This window comes from Pseudonocardia xinjiangensis, from assembly GCF_050948425.1.
Lineage (GTDB): Bacteria > Actinomycetota > Actinomycetes > Mycobacteriales > Pseudonocardiaceae > Pseudonocardia > Pseudonocardia xinjiangensis.
The window spans coordinates 5291302-5313315 of the sequence record NZ_CP192009.1; the positions used below are offsets into that span (position 1 = coordinate 5291302).

The window sequence follows — 22014 nt, forward strand, 5'->3', positions numbered from 1 at the left end:
CGGGCCGGGCACACGATCGGGGGCGGCCTTCACCGGCGCAGGACTCCACCAACCGGGATATCACAGCTCAGAGGCTTGCGTAGAGGGCACGCTCGAAGGCGGCATACACGCCCAGCGCCTCCTCGGGCACGAACGGCAGGAACTGGCTGTAGATCGCACCCGTGACACCGGCCGCGGGGTCGACCCAGAAGTGGGTGTTCATCAACCCGGCCCACGCGCCGCTCCCGGCCCGGCGGCCACCAGGGACGTCCGCGGTGTTGAGCAGCAGCCCGTAGCCCCACTTGTTGTCGGGACCTGCGTGGAAACCGAAGCTCGACGCGGGGTCCGCCGTCTCGATCGCCGCCGGGAAGTCGAGATCACCGATCTGGTTCGTGAAGGCCGCGTCCACCGTGGACCGCCGGAGGATCGTGGTGCCCTCGAACGTGCCGCCGTGCAGGAGCGCCTGCTGGAACGTCAGGAAGTCCCGCGGTGTGGAGTGCAGGCCGTGGCCGCCCGCGTAGTACTCCGGCGAGGCGGGCAGGACCTCCCCGATGCCGGTCCACCTGCCGTCGTCGCCCGTGACGTGCAGCGCCACGAGGTTCGCCCGCTGTTCGTCCGCGGGTGCGAAGGACGTCTCGGACATCCCGAGCGGATCGGTGATGCCGTCCCTGACCGCGACGTCGAGCGGCACGCCGGCGGCGGCCTCGACGACCCTGCCGAGCCAGTCGGTGTTGATCCCGTACTCGAACGTCGTGCCCGGGTCGGCCACCATCGGCGCTGTGAAGATCACGGTGGAGCCGGAGAGCACATTGGGAGTTCCGGTCACGGACTGCCAGCGCGCGATGTCCTCGTTCCAGAACCAGTAGCTGAGCCCGGCGGTGTGGGTGACGAGCTGCTTCACGGTGGCGCGGCTCGCCGGCGGCCGCAGCCGGGGGGTGTCGCCGTCGAAGCCCTCCAGTACCTGGACGTCGGCGAACTCGGGCCGGTAGGTGTCGACGGGGGCGTCGAGGTCGAGCGTGCCCTTCTCCACCTGCTGCAGCGCCGCCACGGTGGTGACGATCTTCGTCATCGACATGATCCGGAAGTGGGTGCCGGGCGACACGGGGTCGTCGCCCCCGGCGACGGTGGAGCCCGCCGCACCCTCGTAGATCACGCCGTTGCGATCGGCCGCGACCGCCACCACGTGGGGCAGGGCTCCGCTGTCGACCGCCGTGCGCAGCACCGCGTCGATGGTCGAGCTCACCGGCAGCTCCTCGCCGTCGAGAATGTGTCCACCATCACTGTCGCGCGAACCGGCGATGCCGTCACGCGTCGGCGGTGGACGACCTGTCCCGACGGAGAGGAGCTGCCGGTGCCGTCAGATCTCGCCGCCCTCCACCGCGGCCGTCGCGGCCGAGCGGACCGGCAGGGTCGCGAAGACGGCGGGCGGCTCGCGCCACGGGTCGGTGGGGCTGCCGGAACGAGCGTCCTGGACGGCCCGCCACACCCGCTCCGGCGTGCACGGGAGGTCGACGTGCCGCACTCCGATCGGACGCAGCGCGTCGACCACCGCGTTCTGCACGGCGGGCGTCGCGCCCACCGTCGCGGACTCGCCGATCCCCTTGGCACCCAGCGGGTTCATCGGTGTGGGCGTCTCGGTGTTGGCCGTCTCGAACGTGAACAGGTCGGCCGCGCTCGGCATCCGGTAGTCGGCCAGTGTGCCGGTGAGCGGCTGGCCCTCGGAGTCGTAGACGACCTCCTCGTACAGCGCCTGGGCGATGCCCTGGGCCAGGCCGCCGTGCTGCTGCCCGTTGACGATCAGCGGGTTGAGGATGCGGCCGCAGTCGTCCACCGCGACGTGCCGGCGCGGCGTCACCCGGCCGGTCTCGGTGTCGACCTCGACCACCGACACGTGGGCGCCGAACGGGAACGTCGCGCCCTCCTGCTTGAAGTCGAGCGCAGCCGCGAGCTCGCCGCCCTCGGCCGCCGCGGCCCCGGCCACCTGGGCCCACGTCAGCGTCACCGAGGGCACACCGGCCACGCCGAACTCACCGTTCTCGGTGAGCTCCACGTCGTCCACGCTCGCCTCGAGCATGGCCGCCGCCCGCTTCCTGGCCTGTTCGAGCACGTCCTCCGCCGCCGCGCGGACGGCGTTGCCACCCATCTGCAGCGACCGGGAGCCGCCCGTGCCACCACCACGCGGCACCACCGCGGTGTCGGACTGCACGAACGTGATCTTGTCCATCGGGATGCCGAGGCGGTCGCTGGCGAGCATGGCGAACGCGGTGGGGTGGCCCTGACCGTGGCCGGACGTGCCCGCGGAGATCGTGGCCGACCCGTCGGCGTGCACGGTGACCGAGCCGAACTCGGTGCCGCCACCGCCCGCGGTGATCTCGACGTAGACGCACACCCCGATGCCGACCTGCACCGGGTCGCCCGCCTCGCGGCGGGTGGCCTGCTCCTCGCGGACCTTCTCGTAGTCGACGAGCCGCAGCGCCTCCCGCAGCGGGAGGTCGTAGTCACCGATGTCGTAGTGCATGCCGGTGACCGTCGTGTACGGGAAGTCCGCAGGCTGGATGAAGTTGCGGCGGCGGATCTCCACCGGGTCGAGGTCCAGCTCGGCCGCGGCCAGGTCCATCATCCGCTCGAGGTAGGCGGCAGCCTCCGGCCGTCCCGCCCCCCGGAAGGCTCCGACCGGCGTGGTGTTGGTGAGGGCCACCGCGGCGTCGTAGCCGATCTGCGGGATGCGGTAGACGCCCTGGCTCAGCATGTAGGTCGGGCCCAGCGCCAGCGCACCGCCGAACCCCGCGTAGGCACCACTGTCGGCCACCACCCGCGCCCGCATGCCGGTGATGACCCCGTCGCGGGTGAGGCCCAGCTCGTAGTAGCCGACCTGCGCCCGGCCGTGCGGCATCGAGACGAGGTTCTCGGAGCGGGTCTCCACCCAGGTGACCGGGCGGTTCAGCGCCCGCGCCGTCCAGATGGACGCCGTGTGCTCGGCCAGCGGACCGGCCTTGCCGCCGAACCCGCCACCCACGTGCGGCGTGATCACGCGGACGTGCTCCGCCTCGATGCCGAGAAGGCCGGCGATCACGTTGCGGAAGGCGTGCGGCATCTGGGTGGACACCCAGATCGTCAGCTCGTCCCCGGCGCGGTCCTCGCCGTACGGGCCGGGGAGCACGGCGATGGCGTTGCCCTCCATGGGCATCACCGCCAGCCGCTGGTTGACCATGCGGGCCCGGACGACCACCTCCGCGTCCTCGAGCGGATCGGTGTCGGAGCGGATCCCAGCCGCGAGGTTGGTGCCGAGCTCGGGGAACTGCAGCTCCGAGCCGGGCTCCAGCGCGGCCTCCGGATCGACCACGGCGGGCAGCGGGTCGTAGTCGATCTCCACGAGCTCGACCGCGTCGACGGCGGCGGCCTTCGTCTCGGCGACCACGACCACGACGGGCTCACCGACGAAGCGGACGCGATCGGTGGCCAGCGGCGGGCGCGGGACCTTGGGGTTGACGACCATCAGGCCGTGGTGTGCCGGGAGGTCGAGGTCGGCCGCGGTGAAGACCGCGACGACGCCGGGAGCGGCCTCCGCCTCGGACTTGTCGATGCCGACGATGCGGGCATGAGCCAGTGGGGAGCGAACGAAGGCGAGGTGCAGCACGCCGTCGAGGGCGAGATTCCCGACATACGTACTGGCCCCGGTGATCAGTTCGAAGTCTTCCACTCGGCGGACGGAGGTGCCGAGAATCGATCCAGCCATGGTGCTGACACTACGGAACGATGCTTCGCAACGCTCAGCAGTTGACGTGCCGCGGCGCACGGGAGAAGGTCATGTCGAGACCTTGCGCGGTCGGTTCGTCCGCCCGCGCGTCCTCCGGGAGGTCGGACTGGTCGGGGGCCGGTCCGGCCTCCCGATCCATGTGTGCCGCCGGCGCTGTTAGGTTCCTCGGGTGCCCGAGTTCCGCCACATCGACGTGCTTCCTCTCGGTCCGGACGACACCGAATACCGCCGGCTCGATCTGCCACCGGGGCGGGTCGTCGAGGTTCCGGCACTACCGGGCCGGACCTTCCTCGAGATCGACCCGGCCACCATCACCGCGCTGATGCGCGAGGCCGTGCACGACATCCAGCACATGCTGCGCCCGTCGCACCTCGCCCAGCTGCGGTCGATCGTCGACGACCCCGAGGCGTCGCCGAACGACCGGTTCGTGGCCACCGACCTGCTGCGCAACGCGTGCGTCTCAGCGGGCGGCGTGCTCCCGATGTGCCAGGACACCGGCACGGCGATCGTCGTCGGCAAGCGCACCGAGACGGTGCTGACCGGCGGCAACGACGAGGAGGCCGTCTCGCGCGGCATCTTCGAGGCCTACGACGAGCTCAACCTGCGCTACTCGCAGATGGCACCCACGTCGTTCTGGGACGAGAAGAACACCGGCACCAACCTGCCGGCGCAGGTCGAGCTCTACAGCGCGCCGGGCCAGGCGCCCAAGTACGAGTTCCTGGTGATGGCCAAGGGCGGCGGCTCGGCCAACAAGACGTTCCTCTACCAGGAGACCAAGGCGCTGCTGAACCCGAAGAAGCTCGCCGGGTTCCTCGACGAGAAGCTGCGTTCGCTCGGCACCTCGGCCTGCCCGCCCTACCACCTCGCGGTCGTCGTCGGCGGGATGTCGGCCGAGTACACCCTCAAGGTCGCGAAGCTCGCCTCGGCCCGCTACCTCGACGCCCTCCCCGAGGCCGGCTCGGCCGCGGGACACGCGTTCCGCGACCGTGACCTGGAACAGCAGGTCCTCGCGCTCACCCGCGAGTTCGGCATCGGCGCCCAATTCGGCGGCAAGTACTTCTGCCACGACGTGCGCGTGGTGCGGCTGCCCCGCCACGGTGCCTCCCTTCCCGTCGGCATCGCGGTGTCGTGCTCGGCCGACCGGCAGGCCAGGGCGAAGATCACCCCGGAGGGCGTGTTCCTCGAGCAGCTCGAGCGCGACCCCGCACGGTTCCTGCCCGACGCCTCCACCGAGGACCTCTCCGAGGAGGTCGTGCGCGTCGACCTGAACCGCCCGATGAGCGAGATCCGGGCGCAGCTCTCCGCGCTGCCGGTGAAGACGCGGGTGTCGCTGACCGGGCCGCTCGTCGTCGCCCGCGACATCGCCCACGCCAAGATCGCCGAGCGGCTCGACGCCGGCGAGCCCATCCCGCAGTACCTGCGCGACCACCCCGTCTACTACGCCGGACCGGCGAAGACGCCCGAGGGCTACGCCTCCGGCTCGTTCGGGCCCACCACCGCGGGACGCATGGACTCCTACGTGGAGCAGTTCCAGGCGGCGGGCGGGTCGCTGGTGATGCTCGCGAAGGGCAACCGGTCCAAGCAGGTGACCACCTCCTGTGCCACCTACGGCGGGTTCTACCTCGGGTCCATCGGCGGCCCCGCGGCCCGGCTGGCGCAGGACTGCATCCGCAAGGTCGACGTGCTCGAGTACCCCGAGCTCGGCATGGAAGCCGTGTGGAAGATCGAGGTGGAGGACTTCCCGGCATTCGTCGTGGTGGACGACAAGGGCAACGACTTCTTCGCCGACGTCAGCACGCCCACCCTGCAGGTGACGTTCCGCCGCTGACGCCGGCGTCTCTCAGCGCAGAGGTCTCTCAGCGCAGGCGGCGCGGGCCGCCGTCGTGCCGTGTGGGCGGCGGCCCGAGCAGCACCCTCGCCCCGGTGACGAACACACCATCGGGTGAGGCGAGCACCGGGTCGAGGCTCAGCGAGCGCACCTCGGGCAGGTCCTCGGCGATCTTGCCGACCCGCAGCACCAGGTCCTCCAGCGCGTCCAGCCGCACCGGCTCGGTGCCGCGGTATCCCGCCAGCAGGGGGGCGGCCCGGGGGGCCCGGACCAGCGCCGCCGCATCCTGGTCGGACACGGGCACCACCCGGAAGGCCCGGTCGCCCAGCAGTTCGGTCGCCATCCCGGACAGCCCGAACGACAGCAGGGAACCGAACGACGGGTCGTCCACCACCTCCAGCACGCACGACACCCCCTTGGGCGCCATCCGCTGCACGTAGACCTCGTCCTGGCCGGTGAGCCGCGCCAGGTCGGCGTGGGCCTGCCGCACCCCGGCGCTCGTGGTGACGTCCAGTCGCACCCCCACCTGGTCGGTGCGGTGGCGCCAGCGGTCGCCGGTGGCCTTCAGCGCGACCGGGTAGCCGATCTCCTCCGCCGCGGCGACCGCGGCATCGGCCCCGGAGACCCGCTGGAAGTCGTTGACCGTGATCCCGTAGCAGCCGAGGAGCTCGAGCGCGTCCCCGTCGCCGAGGTCGTGCCGCTCGGTGGCGCCGAACCGCGCGACCAGCATCCGGGCCCGCTCGGTGTCGATCCCGGGCGGAGTGACGAACTCCCCCACCGGCCGCGCGCGCCAGCGGGCGTAGCGGCTGACCCGGGCCAGCGCGGCCGTCGCCCGCTCCGGACTCGGGTAGCTGGGCACCGAACCCTTGCCCGGCGAGCCGTCCGCACACGGCACGGCCAGTTCGGCCGGCACCCCCTCCGCTGCGAGGAAGACCGCGACCACGGGTTTGTCGGCACCCGCGACGGCCTCCCGCAGCGCCCGTGCGTACGCAGCGCCCGGGACGGCGATGGGCGGCACGAACACGACGACGAGCGCGTGCGCCCCACCCTCGTCCGCCCCACCCTCGTCGGCCTCGGCCCCGGCGTCATCGGTCCGGGCGGCGCCGCCACCGCCGAGGGCTGCGGCCACCGCCGCGGCGAACTCCTCGGGCGGGGCGGCCGTGCCGACGTCGACGGGCGGGCCCGCGAGCTCCATCCCTTCGTCGAGCAGGGCGTCGCTGACCAGCAGCCCCAGCGCGGTGGAGTTGCCCACGACCGCAACCCGCGGCCCGGCGGGCAGCGGCTGGTACGCCAGCAGGAGCGCGGTGTCGAACAGCTGCGACAACGTCTCGACCCGGATCACGCCGGCCTGTTCGAACAGGGCCTGCACGCTCGCGTCGTCGATCGGCACCGCGCTCGCGGCCAGTGCCGCCGCCGGCGCCGAATGCCGGCCGCTCTTCACCGCGACGATCGGCTTGGTGCGGGCCAGCCGGCGGGCGAGCCGGGCGAACTTGCGGGGGTTGCCGAAGGTCTCCAGGTACAGCAGCACGACGTCGGTGGCCGGGTCGGTCTGCCAGTACTGCAGCATGTCGTTGCCCGACAGGTCGGCGCGGTTGCCGGCCGACACGAACGTGGACAGCCCCAGCCCGCGCTCCTTGGCCGCGGCGAGGATCGCGATGCCCAGCGCGCCGGACTGGGAGAAAAAGCCGACCTGGCCCCGGCCCGGCAGGTCGGGGGCGAGGGTGGCGTTGAGCCGCACGTCGGCGTCGGTGTTGGCCACCCCGAGCGCGTTGGGCCCGATCACCCGCATCCCGTGGACGCGGGCCTCCGTGACCAGTCGCCGCTCGGCGACCAGGCCGCCCGCCCCCGCGTCGGCGAAGCCCGCGCTGATCAGCACCAGCGCCTTGACCCCCTTCGCCAGACAGGAGTCCATGACCTCGTCGATCCCGGCGGCCGGGACGGCGACGACCGCGAGGTCGACCTCGTCGGGGATGTCGGTGACCGAGCCGTAGGCCCGTACCCCGCGCACCGAGCGGGCCTCCGGGTTGACCGGGTACACCGGCCCGGTGAAGTTGCCGCGCAGCAGGTTGGCCAGTACGGCATGCCCGATCTTGGCGGGGTCGGTGGACGCGCCGATCACCGCGACCGACGTCGGGTGCAGGACGTTGTGCACGCTGCGGGCCTCGGCCCGCTGCTCCCGGGCATCGCGGACCGCCAGCGACCGCTCGGTGGGGTCGATGTCGAACTCGAGGTGGAGCACACCCTCGGCGAACTCGCGGCTGACCTGGTAACCGGCCTGCCGGAACACGCGCACCATCTGGTGGTTCTCCATGAGCACCTCGGCCTCGAACCGGCGCAGCCCGTTCTCGCGGGCGGCCGCGGCCAGGTGCTCCAGCAGGATCGAGCCGAGGCCGCGCCCCTGGTGGGAGTCGCGGACCACGAACGCGACCTCCGCCGAGTCGGGGCCCGCCGTGCCGGTGGTACCGCCCGGGCCGCCGTCACCCGGCAGCCCCTCGTAGCGGCCCACGGCGATGATCTCGTCGCCCAGCAGACAGATGAACGCCACGCGCGAGTGGTGGTCGACGTGGGTGAAGCGGGCGAGGTCGCGCTCCGAGATCCGCGGGTACGGGCCGAAGAACCGCAGGTAACGGGTGCGTTCGGAGAGGCTCGCGTGGAACCGCAGCAGCGCGTCGGCGTCGCTGGGCAGGATCGGTCGCAGGTGCACGATGCCGCCGTCGGAGGCGACGACATCGGCTTCCCAGTGGCGCGGGTACCCGGGCCCCGCGTCGGCGGGGTCGGCCGCTGACGGGGACGGCCCGCCGCCCGCCGACGCCGGCGTGGACGCGGGATCCACGTCAGTCACGGGGATCGTCGGGGTCGAGGCCGTGCAGCGGGAACACCGCACGCCTGGTCTCCAGCACGGCGGTGTCGACGCGGTCGGAGCCCTCGCCCCACGGTTCGTAGCCGCTGTCGCGACCATCGGTCATCGAGGTGGGCAGCTGCTGCCCGGTGAGCCCGGCGACGTGGGCCACCCATCCGGCCGGGAGCGGCCGGTGCGGTTCGACGTCGCGGTCGAGCACCGTGGCGACGAGGTGCGTCCACGACCGCGGGACCACCCGGAACAGCCCGTACCCGCCGCCGCCGACGGCCAGCCACTTGCCGCCCGCGGCGTGCTCGGCCAGCTCGCGCAGGGCCCGGTAGATCGTGCGGTGGCCGTCGACGGACAGCCCGAGGTTGGCGAGCGGGTCCTCGGCGTGGGTGTCGACCCCGCACTGCGTGACGAGGATCTGCGGCCGGAACTCGCTGACCAGCGACGGCACCACCGCGTGGAACGCGCGCAGCCAGCCGCTGTCGGACGTGCCCGGCGGCAGCGGCAGGTTGACGGCGTACCCGGCGCCGTCGCCGTCGCCGTACTCACCGGGCCACCCGGTGCCCGGCCACAACGTCATCGGGTGCTGGTGCAGCGAGACGGTGAGGACCCGCGGGTCGCCGTAGAACGCGGCCTGCACCCCGTCGCCGTGGTGCACGTCGACGTCGATGTAGGCGATCCGGTCGAACCCGTGGTCGAGCAGCCAGGAGATCGCGACGGCGCAGTCGTTGTAGACGCAGAACCCGGAGGCCCGGTCGGGCATCGCGTGGTGCAGGCCGCCCGCGATGTTGACGGCGCGGTCGGCCCGGCCCTCGGCGATCTCCTTCGCGCCGAGCAGCGACCCGCCGCACACCAGTGCGCTGGCGTCGTGCATCCCGAAGAAGACCGGGTTGTCCTCCGTGCCGAGCCCGTGCCCCACCCCGAACGGGGCCTCGGGCGCCGACTTCACCGCCGTGAGGTAGGACGGCACGTGCACCCGCTGCACCTCGTCGTCCGGCGCCTGCGTGGGAACCAGGGGCTCGACGCCCTCGAGCACACCCAGCCCCGTGGCGAGGCGCATCGTCAGGTCGAGGCGAACCGGATCGAGCGGGTGGCCATCACCCAGGTCGTAGTGGAGGAACTCGGGCGTCCACACCACCGCAGCTCGGGGACTCATGGCCGCGACCGTAAAGGATCGCCGGGCCCGCCGCGTGTCAGGGCGCGGCGCCGGTGGCCACCGGCCGCTCCGGGTCGGCGGACCAGTTGGACCAGGAGCCGGAGTAGAGCGCGATCGGCTGTTCCGGCGGCCGCAGCCGGGCGTGCTCGGCCGCGAGCACCAACGCCGCGGCGGTGACCCCGGAGCCGCAGTAGGCGGCGACATCCGCACCGCCCTCCGCGGCGACCCCCAGCGCCGCCAGCCGCTGCGCCACCACCTCGGGGGCGAGCCAGCGCCCGTCGGGGCCGACGAGGTCGGCGGCAGGTGCGTTGAGCGCGCCCGGGATGTGCCCGGCTCGCGGGTCGACCGGCTCGGTCTCCCCCCGGTAGCGGGGCGCCGCACGGGCGTCGAGCAGCACACCGTCCCGGGCCAGGGCAGCGGCACCGTCGGCGTCCAGCACCGGCATGCCGCCCGGGCGGACGGTGACGTCGCCCGGTTCGGGCCGCGACGGCTCCGCCGTGGTGGGCAGGCCGGCGGCCACCCATGCGGCGATACCGCCGTCGAGCACGGCCACCCGGCCGGCGGGCAGCCCCGCCCACCGCAGCAGCCACCAGGCGCGCGCAGCCACCACCCCGTCACCGTCGTCGTGGGCGACCACGCGCGAGCCGTCGTGGACTCCGGCTCGCCGCAGCGCGTCCTGCAGCCGCTGGGGCGTGGGCAACGGGTGCCGGCCCGCCGGACCGGGCGGATCGGCCAGCTCCGTGTCGAGGTCGAGGAACACCGCACCGGGGAGGTGGGCGCGGTCGTGGTCGGCCCGTCCGGGTGGTCCACCGAGCCGCCAGCGCACGTCCAGGACCACAGGTCGCTCGGCGCTGCTCGACGTGTCCAGCAGTGCGGCAAGGTCGGATGAGGTGATCAGCGGAGGCAGTGGGGCGGTCACCCGGCCAATTCTGCCGGGGATGGCGGACCTCCATGAGGCCTGACACAGATAGGATGGGGTCTTGACGAAAGGGCTGAGCGCGTGAACGAGCTCATCGACACGACCGAGATGTACCTCCGCACGATCTACGAACTCGAAGAGGAGGGCGTCGTACCGCTGCGCGCCCGGATCGCGGAACGCCTCGGTCAGAGTGGGCCGACCGTGAGCCAGACCGTGGCCCGCATGGAGCGCGACGGCCTCGTGGTGGTGGCCGGTGACCGGCACCTCGAGCTCACCGACTCCGGTCGGTCCCGGGCCGTGTCGGTGATGCGCAAGCACCGCCTCGCCGAGCGCCTGCTCTCCGACGTGATCGGGCTCGAGTGGGAGTTCGTGCACGCCGAGGCGTGCCGCTGGGAGCACGTGATGAGCGACGCCGTGGAGCGCAAGCTCGTGCAGCTGCTCGACAACCCGACGATCTCCCCCTACGGTAACCCGATCCCGGGTCTCGACGAGCTCTCGCAGCTCCACGACCCCGTGCAGGGCGGCGTGTCGGCCCCGCCGACGCTCGAGGTGGGGCTGCAGCGGCTCGACGAGTTCGCCCGGCGTGGTGGTGGCCGCGTGGAGGTGCGCCGGATCGCCGAGCACGTGCAGGTGGACGCCGACCTGATGGCGGAGCTCAAGGGTGCGGGCATCGTGCCGGGGCGCGACGTGCAGGTGCGGCCGATCACCCGCTTCGGGGATCCCGTGCCCGTGGCGGCCGACGGCGCCGACGCCAGCGTGGCACCGCTCATCGCCCACGCCGTGCTGGTGCGGGCGCGCTGATCCCCCTCGTCCGGTGGGCCGGAGCAGCATGAGACGGTGTGCGCCGCCGACGCGCTCCGCTCCGCCGTGGCGCGTGGCGCCGGCAGGCGCCCGGTCGGCGCGACGCCCCGTCAGCCACCCCGCACCAGGAGGATCTTCGTGAAGCTGCTCGTCACCGGTGGAGCCGGCTACGTCGGCAGTGTCTGTGCCGCACACCTGGTGGACGCGGGCCATGACGTGACGGTGCTCGACGACCTGTCCACCGGTCACCAGGACGCGGTGCCCGATGGCGCCCGCTTCGTACAGGCCGATCTGGCCGAGGCGGCCGACGACCTGCTGGCCGAGGGCTTCGACGGGGTGCTCCACTTCGCCGCGCGCTCCCTGGTGGGCGAGTCGGTGCAGCGCCCGGAGCTGTACTGGTCGGGCAACGTGGTGACCACCTTCCGCCTGCTCGAAGCCATCCGGCGGCACGAGACGCCCCGGCTGGTGTTCTCCTCCACCGCGGCCACCTACGGCGAGCCGGAGCAGGTGCCGATCCGTGAGGACTCCCCCACCCGGCCCACCAACCCCTACGGCGCCAGCAAGCTCGCGATCGACCACGCGATCCGGTCGTACTCGATCGCCCACGGCCTGGCGGCGGTGAGCCTGCGCTACTTCAACGTGGCCGGCGCGCACGGCCGTTTCGGCGAGCGGCACACGGTGGAGACGCACCTCATCCCGCTCGTGCTGCAGGTGGCGTCGGGCACGCGTGACGTGGTGCAGGTGTTCGGCGACGACTGGCCCACCCCCGACGGCACCTGCGTGCGCGACTACATCCACGTGGACGACCTCGCCGCCGCGCACCTGCTGGCGCTGGAGCACGCAAAGCCGGGCGAGCACGCGATCTACAACCTGGGCAGCGGCACCGGCTTCTCCGTGCGCGAGGTGATCGAGGCCTGCCGGACCGTGACCGGACACCCGATCCCCACGACCGTGGCGCCTCGCCGCAGTGGCGACCCCGCCGTGCTGATCGCCTCCAGCGAGGCGGCCGTGGCCGACCTGGGCTGGCGCCCCCAGTACACCGACATCACCAGGATCGTGGGCGACGCCTGGCGGTTCACCCAGAGCAGGCAGCCCGTCTGACCCCCGCCGGCACCGCGTGCTCATGCGCCGGGCCGGTTTCTGCGGATGGTGCGGCGCGAGGTGGGGAACGGCACGGCTGACACGCCGCCCTGCTCCCCGCCCCCACGCACCCACTCCCTGATCTCCTCGGGCCGCATCCCGAGCAGCACCGAGCGCAGGATCGCGGTGAGCCGGTGCCCCGGCCAGGCCTGCTCCGCCCGGTCGAGCGCGATGTTGGCGAGCGCTCCGTCGCCCCGCACCATGGCCGACACCGCCAGCAGGGCGGCGGGCTCCGCGGCCTCGGGGTCCGGCGTCTCCCGCACCAGCGCCGTCCACAGCTGTTCCGCCGCGGCCGCGACGGGACCGACGCACCGCAGCAGGGCGGCGTCGCGGACGTCCGGGACCGCGAGCGCCCCGGCGAGCGCGACGACCCTGGTGTCGTCGAGGACCAGCCGGTCGGCTGCCGCGTCGGCGATCGCAGCGTCGACGAGCGCGAGTTCGGCGTCCAGGCCCTCGCGGTCGGCCGCGGCCCGGCGGGACGCTCCCGGATCGGGGTGGTACAGCGCCTCGTCAGCGGCCTGGATCAGCAGAGCCTCCCGAAGGCGGATGCGCTCGGGGTGGGCCGGGGCGAGGAGCTGCTCCAGCTCGTTCCGATCGGCCCGCACGACCCGGCCGGCAGCCACCGAGGCTGCTGCGAACGGGGTGGCGGAGCCCTCCGGCACGAGACCGGTGCATCCGCAGGGGTCGTAACAGGTCCACCGGGCGCCCGCCGCCGTGCTCGGCGTGCTGAGCACGGTGTGGACGTCGATGCCGCGGGCCTCCAGGGCGTGGACCACGAGGCCGACCAGATCCTCGCGCGGCCGCACGGCCTCGGCGCTCCCGGCGACGACGATCACCGCGGCGCCGGTGGGGCTGTCGAGGAGCAGGTTCTGGACGGCGTCGGCCGCGACGGCGGCGTCGTGCTCGGGCGGAGGGAGGTCGACGCGGAGGGTGAGGCCCAGCCTGCGGCCGGACTCGCCGCCGGTGGCCACGAGCACGAGCGACTCACGCGGATGGAAGCCGAGCAGGATCGGGACGGCCGCCAGCAGCTCCCCCGGCTCGCGGACCCGGAGGGTGGACGGGTCGCCCGGCAGGGGCGGCAGGGCGGAGGAGGAGCGGGGGATGTCGGGAGTTGCCATGTGCGCAGCGTCGGGCGGCTCCGGTGCGGTGCGCCATCCGTTGCGCCGTTCGGCTGTGGACCACCTGCGGTCCCCCGCTGGAGATCGCCGTCCGGACGGGCATATGGGGATGGCCGCGGCACGGAGGGCCGAAGTGTCGTCGCCGATTGTTAGCCTCCCCCGCTTGCCGGGGGACGCCTCCGCCCGCGACCCTTTCCCCGTGGCAGGGCGGCCACCGGCGCTGATCCGGTGGCGCCCGCCGAGCGAGCGAGTGGGAGGACATCCCGTGTACGACTACGACCTGCTGGTGATCGGCTCTGGTCCCGGTGGCCAGAAGGCCGCGATCGCGGCCGCCAAGCTGGGCAAACGCGTCTGCGTGGCGGAGCGGCGCAACATGATGGGGGGCGTCTGCGTCAACACGGGCACGATCCCGTCGAAGACGCTGCGCGAGGCGGTGCTCTACCTGACGGGTTTCGCCCAGCGGGACATGTACGGCGCCAGCTACCGCGTCAAGTCGGAGATCACGATCGCCGACCTGCTGGCGCGCACGGCGCACGTCGTGGGCCGTGAGGTGGAGGTGATCCGCAACCAGCTGCTGCGCAACCACGTCGACATCCTCGCCGGTACCGCCCGGTTCGAGGACGCGCACACGGTCGTCGTCGAGGGCGACTCGCGTGGTGACCACAACACCGTCACGGCCGAGAACATCGTCATCGCCACCGGGACGAAGCCGGCCCGGCCGAACGCGGTCGAGTTCGACGAGAACCACGTGATCGACTCCGACGCCGTGCTGACGCTGCAGCGGGTACCCGGCTCGATGGTCGTGGTCGGCGCCGGTGTGATCGGCATCGAGTACGCGTCGATGTTCGCCGCTCTCGGCACCCGCGTCACGGTGGTGGAGAAGCGCCCGCAGATGCTGGAGTTCTGCGATCCCGAGGTGGTCGAGTCGCTCAAGTTCCACCTGCGCGACCAGGCCGTGACGTTCCGGTTCGGTGAGGAGGTCGAGAAGGTCGAGATCACCCCCAAGGGCACCGTCACGAGCCTCGCGAGCGGCAAGCGGATCGCCGCGGACATGGTGATGTACTCCGCGGGGCGCCAGGGTGTCACCGACGAGCTCGACCTGGAGAAGGCGGGGCTCTCGGCCGACAAGCGGGGCCGGATCTCGGTGGACAAGCAGTACCGCACGGAGGTCCCCCACATCTTCGCGGTGGGCGACGTGATCGGTTTCCCCGCGCTGGCCGCCACGAGCATGGACCAGGGGCGGCTCGCGGCCTACCACGCCTTCGACGAGCCGGTGCGGGAGCTGCAGGAGCTGCAGCCGATCGGCATCTACACCGTTCCCGAGATCTCCTACTGCGGGAAGACGGAGGCGGAGCTGACGCAGTCGTCGGTGCCGTACGAGGTGGGGATGTCGCGCTACCGGGAGCTCGCGCGCGGCGCGATCGTCGGCGACTCCTACGGCATGCTGAAGCTGCTGGTGTCCACCGTCGACCACAAGCTGCTCGGCGTGCACGTGTTCGGCACCAACGCCACCGACCTCGTCCACATCGGACAGGCGATCATGGGGTGCGGCGGCACGGTCGACTATCTCGTCGACACGGTGCTCAACTACCCCACGCTGTCGGAGGCGTACAAGGTGGCGGCGCTGGACGTCACCAACAAGATGCGCGCGCTGGACGTGTTCGCGAACGGGAGCTAGTAGCGAATGCCGTGCTGGTCGAGCCACGGGCGCGGGTTGATCTTCGTGCCGCCCGGGGTGATGACCTCGATGTGCAGGTGCGGGCCGGTCGACTGGCCGCGGTTGCCGACCTCGGCGATCTCCTGACCGGCTGTCACCTTCTGGCCCACGCGCACCAGTGACCGGTTGATGTGGCCGTAGACGGTGATCGTGCCGTCGGCGTGCCGGACGCGCACCCACAGGCCGAACCCGCTCGCGGGACCCGAGTCGATCACGGTGCCGGCGAGCGGGACGCGGATCGGGGTGCCGATCGGGGCGGCGATGTCGAGGCCCTGGTGAGACGAGCCCCAGCGGGCACCGAACCCGGACGTGACCCGCCCGATGATCATCTCGACGGTGGACGCCGCGGCCTTCTTGGCGGCCTCGGCAACACGGGCGGCTTCGGCCACCTTCGCCTGCTCGGCGGCGCGAGCAGCGGCATCGGCAGCGGCCTGCTGGAGGTCGGCGGCCTTGACGAGCGAGGCGGCGTCGGCGACAACGGGCTCGGGCGTGACCGGCCCGACCGCCGCGGCGACCGCGGCGACGACCGGGGGATCGGCGACGAGCGGCGCGGAGAGCGCAGCGGCCTGCACGTCCGGAGCGGAGCTGAGGAGCTCGTTGACTCCGATGCGCAGCACGTTGGCGCCGTCGGCCGCCGCCGGCAGAGCCTCGGCGAGCGCGTGCTGACCTGCAGCGGCCACTGCGCCACCGGCGACAACCGTCGCGACGAAGCGGACGGGGAGCGAGGGAGTGAGCTGGGGAAGCGAGATCGACCGGTGGGCGCCGCCACCGACCCCCGCTGCCGCCATGACGGCCGGCAGCGGGGGCCCGAGGTGTGCGCGCCGGCCCTGGGGGGAGCGGTGCCGTGCCACGACCTTTCCTTCCGGATCGGGCGCTCCGGCCGGACATCCCGCTCGGGGGTGCGGGCGGACCGCCGGGGGTGCGGTCCGTGTCCGGTCTGTGACCGGGGCGTTATCGATCCGGGGGAAACGTTAATCGCGGTTGACTCGACGTTGACCCCCGCACCGCCAGAACTGAGATCGCCGGACGGAACGGCGCGGCGAGCGGCCGGACCGGCATGTCGGGCCCAACACGCCGATGTGGCGCCTCCCGTTCAGCGCAGAGTTGCCTCCGGTCCCCCGCCGGCAGCCGTAGTCCCGTATCCGCGAGGCGATCACGGCGGGTGCGGTACCAGCGAACGGAGTAGTCCGCGGTGCCGGTGGCCGCAGGATCCGCGCCGAACGGAGGCGGGGTGCTGATCGGGAACGCCGGACCGGTCAGCCGTCAAGCCCTCGGTGCCCCGATGTTCCCGCTCTCTGGTGATCTACGCATACACGCACGGAGCACCCTTCCGGGTACGGTTTCGACCATCCCAGCGCGCGAGGGGAGCGAATTGTTCCGCAGGTCCGACCGGAGGGACGAGCCCGCCGACGAGCGCGCGCTCGCCGCGCGCCACGCCGCCACACAAGGCTTTCTCGCCCTGGACGACGAGCAGCGCGCCGTCGCCGACGCCGTGCGGGCTGCCGACGAGCTCGGCGGCAGCCACGGGCTGACCCGGGCGTGGGCGGAGGTCGCGGCCGTCGGGGATGCGGCCACCGAGGCCTACCTGGCCGCAACCGGCGACCAGCCGCCGGGCGGTGCGCGGGCGGCGGACACCCGCGCGGCCGACGAGCGGGCGCTACGGGAGATCGAGCGGGCGCGGGAGATGATCCGCCGCTTCCGTGCCTCGAACTCCCGGGCGCTCGATGAGGCGGCGTTCGCAGTGAGCAACCTGCCCCGCACGGTCCAGCAGGCGCACACGGCGCTGCGCGAGGCGCGCACCGCGGTGGAGCAGGCCGACGCGGCCGGCGTCCGGTCCCGCCGGGCGGCGGAGCGCCTGGCGGAGGCCGAGCGGGCCGCCGCTCAGCTCGACATCCCCGGCGCGCGCCTGCGCGACCAGCGCCGGTCGGCCCAGCACACGCTCGACCTGGCCCGATCAGCCGCCGCGCTCGCCGCCGAGGCACCACGCACGGCCGAGGTGGTGCGCACGGCGCTGACCAGCATCGGCACCCGCCGCTCGGCCGCCGAGACCAAGGCCGACCGGATCGAGCCGTCGATGTCGGCGTTGCGCCGCGAGTTCTCCGAGCCCTGCTCCCGGGATCTCACCGGGGCCGAGACCCTCGCCCGCGAGGCCATCGCCGACGCCGACCGGGCGATCGCCCAGGCGCGACAGCTGGCCGGGGACGGCGACTGGGACGAGGCATCGGACCTGATCACGGCAGCCCGATCGGCGCTCGGTCGTGCCGAGGAACGGTACGACGTGGTCACCGACCGGTTGTCCCAGCTGCGCGAGGCCCGGACCGACCCCACCCGCCAGGCCTCCGACGCCCGGTTCGTGCTGCGCGACGCGCAGCGGCTCGTGGTGGACCGCGGGCTGGTCACTGAGTTCGGCGCGATCCTCGACGCCCAGTCGGTGCGGCTCGCGAACGCCGAGGAGCGGCTCACCGGGGTGCACCCCGACTACTGGCTCTACCTGACCGAGCTGCGTGGCGTCCGGGAACGGGTGAAGGACGTCGTCGCCCGGGCCAGGAGCACGCCGCCGCGCCGCTGACGGGCCGGGCACTCCGGCTACGTGGTCAGCACCATCTTTCCCGTGGTGCGCCCGAGCTCGCCTGCCCGGTGGGCGTGCGACGCCCGTTCCAGGGGAAAGGTCTCGGCCACCAGCACCCGCAGCCGCCGGTCGTCGACCAGCCGCGCGAGCTCGTCGAGGCCGTCCCCGTCGGGCTCCACGAGCATGCCGGTGGCACGCAGCCCACGGTCCGCCGCGGCGGCCACGGCCTCGGCGGCGGCGCCGGACGGCAGGCAGATCAGGCGACCGTCGGGGTGCAGCACGTCGAGCGAGCGCACGGCGATCTCCCCACCGAACATGTCCAGCACGAGGTCGACGGGGTCGATCACCTTCTCGAACGCCTCGGCCCGGTAGTCCACCGCCTCGTCGATGCCGAGGTCGTTGAGCAGGTGGTGCTTGCCGATCGATGCGGTGCCGATCACGTAGGCGCCCCTGGCCTTCGCGATCTGGACGGCCAGGTGCCCCACCCCGCCCGCGGCGGCGTGCACGAGCACCCGCTGGCCCGCCTGCACGCCGGCGATGTCCACCAGGCTCTGCCACGCGGTGAGCCCGGCCAGCGGGAGCGCCGCCGCCTCCACCTCCGACAGCCCGGCGGGGCGGTGCGCGAAGTGCCGTGACGGGGCGGTGACGAACTCGGCGTAGGCGCCGGCCTGGCGCGGGAACCACGGCATCCCGAACACCGAGTCGCCCACCGAGAACCGGGTGACGCCGAGGCCGACCGCGTCGACGGTGCCCGCGACGTCCCATCCGACGGTGAACGGGGGCGGCCCGATCACCGCCGCCATCCCCGAGCCTGCGCGCGTCTTCCAGTCCACGGGATTCACCCCGGCGGCGGCCACGCGCACACGTATCTCGGTGGGCAACGGGTCGGGCACCTCCGCCTCACCGATCTCGAGTACCTCGGGACCGCCGGTCGAGAGTTGCGTGATGACGCGCATCGTTCCCACGTCCGATACCTACCATCAGAAGACCAGGAATACCGGCCCGGGTCGGCGGACGACACTCCGGCATCGGGCAAGTGCACCCGTTACGGTGCGACCGTGAGCCCCCTTCCCGAGAGTGCGCGTGCCCTCATCGAATCCGGAAGGCTCGCCCACTGCGCGACGATCAACCCGGACGGGAGTCCTCAGCTCAGTGCCGTGTGGGTCGGGCTCGACGGCGACGAGATCGTCATGGCGCACCTGCCGGAGCACCGGAAGGTCCGCAACCTCCGTCGTGATCCCCGCGTCGTGCTGTCCCTGGACGCCGAGGAGCGCAATGCCCTCGGGATGCAGCACAACCTGGTGGTGTACGGCACGGCCACCGTCACCGAGGGCGGAGCGCCCGAACTGCTGCAACGGCTCGTGAAGGTCTACGCCGGGCCGGGTGCCGAGTTCCCGTTGCCGCCCGACGCGCCGGCCGGCTACGTGGTGCGCATCGCCGTCGAGCGGGTGGGTGGGGTCGGCCCCTGGACGGAGCACTGAGCGGCTCCCGGGCGGGCGGCGGACGTCTCAGCCCGACGTGGCGAGACGGGTCCGGGGGTCGCCGCGCCGAGCGCCGCCCGACACCCCGCCGGTGGCCCAGTCGTCCGGGTGCACCGGGATGATCCGGCCGTGGACCAGCCTCCGGTCCACCCCGAGCACGTCGACGACGATGTCGGTGAAGTCGCCCAGCAGCCGCCGGCGCTGCTCCACCGGCCTGCCCTCGAGCACCATCGCCGTGAAGTACGGAGCCGACCGGCTCGACGCCGGCGTGCCCGCGGTGGCCCAGAGCTCCGGCCGGTGCAGGGTGACCCACGCCCGCACCCCGTCGAGGGGCCATCCCAGGAGCTCGGCGTAGCGGGTGCTCATCGCCGAGAGCAGCTCGGAGTGCTGTGCGGGGGTGTGCATCCCCTCGACGAGATGGACTTCGAGGATCGGCATGGCGCATACCGTAAGGAGCCCTGCCGGCCCGCCCGCGATCGGCCTCGGCGTGCGGACGGCTCAGTCGTGCGGCTGCTCGACCACCTTCGGCTGGGTGCGCTCCCACTCGAGGTACCGGTCGGTCTCGACGAGGACGGCGCCCCCGAGCCAGAGCGCGACGATCACGTCGTCGCCCAGCCCGAGCAACGCCAGGAACACCTCCGGGACGAGGTCGACCGGTGACACGAGGTAGGCCAGGGCGAGCACCAGTAGCCCGAGCCGCCCCCGGCTCAGCTCCGGGTAGCGGCCCGAGAGCGCACCGGCGAGCATCCGGGGCAGCGACCGGAGCCGGTCGCCGAACCCGGGTGCGCCCGGCCTGCGTCCGTCGGACAGGGCACGCCACAGGGCGCGGAACGCGGCGATCCGGCGGGGTCCGATCTTGGGCACGCTCTCACAACGATCTCGACAGTCGGAACGTTCCGGACGCCTCGCCCGATCGGCGAGCGGGCACCACACCGCGGCCGTGCCGGGCGGGCGCTATCGTCGGCAGCTCCACTGATCGCTCGCGGGGGAAGTGTCGATGGGTCTCGTTTCGCGTGGCGCAAAACTTGCCGCCGCGCTGGTCGCCGGCGCCATCACCGCAGGCTGCGGCGGCTCCGTCGCCGACTCCGACAACCGCGAGCCGACTCGTCAGCAGGCTCCCCCGCCGAGCCCGTTCTGTACGGCCGCGCAGGCGAACATCGCGGCGGTCCGGCCGTTGTCCGCCCTGATCACCCGCGGCGGAGCGTCCCCCCAGGAGCTCTCCGCCTCGATCGACGGCGTGCGGCGCGCCGGTGCCGCGATGCGCGATTCGGCACCGGACCCCATCCGCTCCGACGTCGACCTGACGGTGCAGGCGGCCAACCTGCAGCTGGATGCCCTGCAGGCCAACGGGGGCGACGGCGCGGCACTGGCGCGTGATCCGGAGCTCAACGCGCGGCTCGGGTCGGCGGAGTTCACCGGCGCGCGCGAGCGCGTGCAGGCGTACGTGGACGACAACTGCGGCCCGGTGCCCGCCGCCACCCGGTGACGCCGGCGCGCTCTCAGCGCCCGATCGACCGGCGACCCTTCACCGCGGAGTAGGTCACCACTCCCAGCGCCACCACGGCGCCGATCACCAGCGCCGTGGTGAGGAACTCGAAGACCGCCCCCAGCACCGCCAGTGCGAGCCAGATGACCACTGCGATGCCCAGGATCTTCAGCAGCATCTGAACGGACCTCCTCGGGGCCTGCCGCGTCGACGACGCGTCCCCTGTTCCTACCAGCCCCGGTCCGAAACCGACCCGGCTGACCGGATGTCGTTCCCCTCGCCTGCTCCGAACGGGTGAAAGATACTTCGGCGCTAGCTCGCTGCGCTATCGCGATATATCGTGATGGCACACGAGCTACTCGATGCCATGAGAGCAGGAGGCTCGCAACGTCCGAGGAGACGACGATGAACGCCATGAACCCCGCCTGGACCCCTGGTTGGCCAGGCTTCCGATCCACCCCCTTCGGTCGCCGGCGCGGCCACGGGCACTCCCACCCGGCGGCCGGCCCGATGACCGCGGCGATGGGTGGCCCCGTGCCTCCCATGCCGCCGTTCGACGACGCGGACGACGGGGAGCACGAGCGCCACGGCAGGCACGGCGGCCCGGGCAGGCGCGGCCGGCGGGGCGGTCCCCCGTTCCGTCCGGGCTTCGGCCCGGGTGGCCACGGCGGCTTCCCCGGTCACCGGGGCAGGCGCGGCCGGCGGACCGCACGCGGCGACATCCGCGCCGCCGTGCTGGCCCTCGTCGCGGAGCAGCCGCGGCACGGCTACGAGATCATCCAGGAGATCGCCGAACGCTCCGGCGGAGCGTGGCGGCCCAGCCCCGGCTCGGTCTACCCCACGCTCTCCCAGCTCGAGGACGAGCAACTGGTCCGCGTGGAGCAGGCCGAGGGTCGCCGGGTCGTCCACCTCACCGAGGAGGGCACCCGGTACGTCGAGGAGCACCGCGAGGAGCTGGACGCCGTCTGGGCGTCGGTCGGCCGGGACGCCGACGACGACGGGGCGGGCGAGCTGTGGGAGCAGCTCGGCCAGCTGCACGCCGCCGCCCAGCAGGTGATGGCCGCGGGCAACCCGGAGCAGATCACCGCGGCCACCGCGGCTCTGACCGAGGCCCGCCGCACGCTCTACCGGCTGCTCGCGGAGTAACCGGCACCCTGATTGCAGCAAAGCCACTTTCACGCCATCTGATGGCAGGAAAGTGGCTTTGCTGCAATG

Annotated in this window: 20 protein-coding genes; 8 read left to right on the forward strand and 12 right to left on the reverse strand. The window is 73.0% G+C overall.

Going from position 1 to position 22014, the window contains the following annotated elements; genetic code table 11:
* Positions 1 to 67: 67 nt before the first annotated feature.
* The 3 genes from ACQPZA_RS25040 to ACQPZA_RS25050 all read right to left on the reverse strand — a co-directional run bounded on the left by ACQPZA_RS25040 (position 68) and on the right by ACQPZA_RS25050 (position 3875).
* Positions 68 to 1222, reverse strand: coding sequence for a serine hydrolase domain-containing protein (locus ACQPZA_RS25040; protein WP_433274291.1), 1155 nt, complete (start codon positions 1220 to 1222; stop codon positions 68 to 70).
* A gap of 114 nt (positions 1223 to 1336) precedes the next feature.
* Complete coding sequence (locus tag ACQPZA_RS25045) at positions 1337 to 3715, reverse strand: xanthine dehydrogenase family protein molybdopterin-binding subunit (protein ID WP_433274293.1); 2379 nt, start codon at positions 3713 to 3715, stop codon at positions 1337 to 1339.
* Positions 3716 to 3749: 34 nt separating this feature from the next.
* Complete coding sequence (locus tag ACQPZA_RS25050; RefSeq protein WP_433274295.1) at positions 3750 to 3875, reverse strand: hypothetical protein; 126 nt, start codon at positions 3873 to 3875, stop codon at positions 3750 to 3752.
* A gap of 30 nt (positions 3876 to 3905) precedes the next feature.
* Here ACQPZA_RS25050 and ACQPZA_RS25055 point away from each other — a divergent pair, with 30 nt between their 5' ends.
* Positions 3906 to 5564: a fumarate hydratase gene (locus tag ACQPZA_RS25055; RefSeq protein ID WP_433274297.1), complete on the forward strand. Its 1659-nt coding sequence runs from the start codon at positions 3906 to 3908 to the stop codon at positions 5562 to 5564.
* Between the two features lie 28 nt (positions 5565 to 5592).
* Here the strand turns inward: ACQPZA_RS25055 and ACQPZA_RS25060 are convergent, their stop codons facing one another.
* The 3 genes from ACQPZA_RS25060 to ACQPZA_RS25070 are packed head-to-tail and all read right to left on the reverse strand — an operon-like array spanning position 5593 to position 10475.
* On the reverse strand, positions 5593 to 8397 hold the full coding sequence (locus tag ACQPZA_RS25060) for a GNAT family N-acetyltransferase (protein WP_433282975.1): 2805 nt from the start codon (positions 8395 to 8397) through the stop codon (positions 5593 to 5595).
* A 1-nt stretch (position 8398) separates the two neighbouring features.
* On the reverse strand, positions 8399 to 9568 hold the full coding sequence (locus ACQPZA_RS25065) for an acetoin utilization protein AcuC (protein WP_169396728.1): 1170 nt from the start codon (positions 9566 to 9568) through the stop codon (positions 8399 to 8401).
* Positions 9569 to 9605: 37 nt separating this feature from the next.
* A complete protein-coding gene (locus ACQPZA_RS25070; RefSeq protein WP_433282977.1) occupies positions 9606 to 10475 on the reverse strand; it encodes a sulfurtransferase in 870 nt (289 codons plus the stop codon).
* Positions 10476 to 10568: 93 nt separating this feature from the next.
* Here ACQPZA_RS25070 and ACQPZA_RS25075 point away from each other — a divergent pair, with 93 nt between their 5' ends.
* Complete coding sequence (locus ACQPZA_RS25075; RefSeq protein ID WP_169396729.1) at positions 10569 to 11288, forward strand: metal-dependent transcriptional regulator; 720 nt, start codon at positions 10569 to 10571, stop codon at positions 11286 to 11288.
* A gap of 138 nt (positions 11289 to 11426) precedes the next feature.
* Complete coding sequence (gene galE / locus ACQPZA_RS25080) at positions 11427 to 12389, forward strand: UDP-glucose 4-epimerase GalE (RefSeq protein WP_169396757.1); 963 nt, start codon at positions 11427 to 11429, stop codon at positions 12387 to 12389.
* Positions 12390 to 12409: 20 nt separating this feature from the next.
* Here the strand turns inward: galE and ACQPZA_RS25085 are convergent, their stop codons facing one another.
* Positions 12410 to 13546, reverse strand: a complete 1137-nt coding sequence (locus ACQPZA_RS25085; protein ID WP_433274300.1) for a DUF4192 domain-containing protein — start codon at positions 13544 to 13546, stop codon at positions 12410 to 12412.
* 265 nt (positions 13547 to 13811) lie between these two features.
* On the opposite strand from ACQPZA_RS25085, the gene sthA reads away from it, so the two are divergent.
* Positions 13812 to 15224: a Si-specific NAD(P)(+) transhydrogenase gene (sthA, locus tag ACQPZA_RS25090; protein WP_433274302.1), complete on the forward strand. Its 1413-nt coding sequence runs from the start codon at positions 13812 to 13814 to the stop codon at positions 15222 to 15224.
* On the opposite strand, the gene ACQPZA_RS25095 is transcribed toward sthA, so the two are convergent.
* Positions 15221 to 16114 (reverse strand): M23 family metallopeptidase, encoded by an 894-nt coding sequence (locus ACQPZA_RS25095; protein WP_312859175.1) that lies wholly within the window; start codon positions 16112 to 16114, stop codon positions 15221 to 15223. The genes sthA and ACQPZA_RS25095 overlap by 4 nt on opposite strands.
* 521 nt (positions 16115 to 16635) lie before the next feature.
* Between ACQPZA_RS25095 and ACQPZA_RS25100 the strand changes: the two genes are divergently transcribed.
* Positions 16636 to 17832 (forward strand): hypothetical protein, encoded by a 1197-nt coding sequence (locus ACQPZA_RS25100; protein ID WP_433274304.1) that lies wholly within the window; start codon positions 16636 to 16638, stop codon positions 17830 to 17832.
* Between the two features lie 17 nt (positions 17833 to 17849).
* Here ACQPZA_RS25100 and ACQPZA_RS25105 read toward each other — a convergent pair whose 3' ends face one another.
* A complete protein-coding gene (locus ACQPZA_RS25105; protein ID WP_433274306.1) occupies positions 17850 to 18788 on the reverse strand; it encodes an NADP-dependent oxidoreductase in 939 nt (312 codons plus the stop codon).
* 102 nt (positions 18789 to 18890) lie between these two features.
* Between ACQPZA_RS25105 and ACQPZA_RS25110 the strand changes: the two genes are divergently transcribed.
* Positions 18891 to 19313, forward strand: a complete 423-nt coding sequence (locus ACQPZA_RS25110) for a PPOX class F420-dependent oxidoreductase (protein ID WP_169396734.1) — start codon at positions 18891 to 18893, stop codon at positions 19311 to 19313.
* 27 nt (positions 19314 to 19340) lie between these two features.
* Here the strand turns inward: ACQPZA_RS25110 and ACQPZA_RS25115 are convergent, their stop codons facing one another.
* Together ACQPZA_RS25115 and ACQPZA_RS25120 are read right to left on the reverse strand one after the other, a co-directional pair.
* On the reverse strand, positions 19341 to 19751 hold the full coding sequence (locus tag ACQPZA_RS25115; protein ID WP_169396735.1) for a tautomerase family protein: 411 nt from the start codon (positions 19749 to 19751) through the stop codon (positions 19341 to 19343).
* A 60-nt stretch (positions 19752 to 19811) separates the two neighbouring features.
* Positions 19812 to 20177 (reverse strand): YkvA family protein, encoded by a 366-nt coding sequence (locus ACQPZA_RS25120; protein WP_433274309.1) that lies wholly within the window; start codon positions 20175 to 20177, stop codon positions 19812 to 19814.
* 133 nt (positions 20178 to 20310) lie between these two features.
* Here ACQPZA_RS25120 and ACQPZA_RS25125 point away from each other — a divergent pair, with 133 nt between their 5' ends.
* A complete protein-coding gene (locus ACQPZA_RS25125) occupies positions 20311 to 20799 on the forward strand; it encodes a hypothetical protein (protein WP_433274311.1) in 489 nt (162 codons plus the stop codon).
* A gap of 13 nt (positions 20800 to 20812) precedes the next feature.
* On the opposite strand, the gene ACQPZA_RS25130 is transcribed toward ACQPZA_RS25125, so the two are convergent.
* Positions 20813 to 20977: a hypothetical protein gene (locus ACQPZA_RS25130; protein WP_433274313.1), complete on the reverse strand. Its 165-nt coding sequence runs from the start codon at positions 20975 to 20977 to the stop codon at positions 20813 to 20815.
* 227 nt (positions 20978 to 21204) lie between these two features.
* Here ACQPZA_RS25130 and ACQPZA_RS25135 point away from each other — a divergent pair, with 227 nt between their 5' ends.
* Complete coding sequence (locus ACQPZA_RS25135) at positions 21205 to 21945, forward strand: PadR family transcriptional regulator (RefSeq protein ID WP_433274315.1); 741 nt, start codon at positions 21205 to 21207, stop codon at positions 21943 to 21945.
* Positions 21946 to 22014 lie beyond the last annotated feature (69 nt).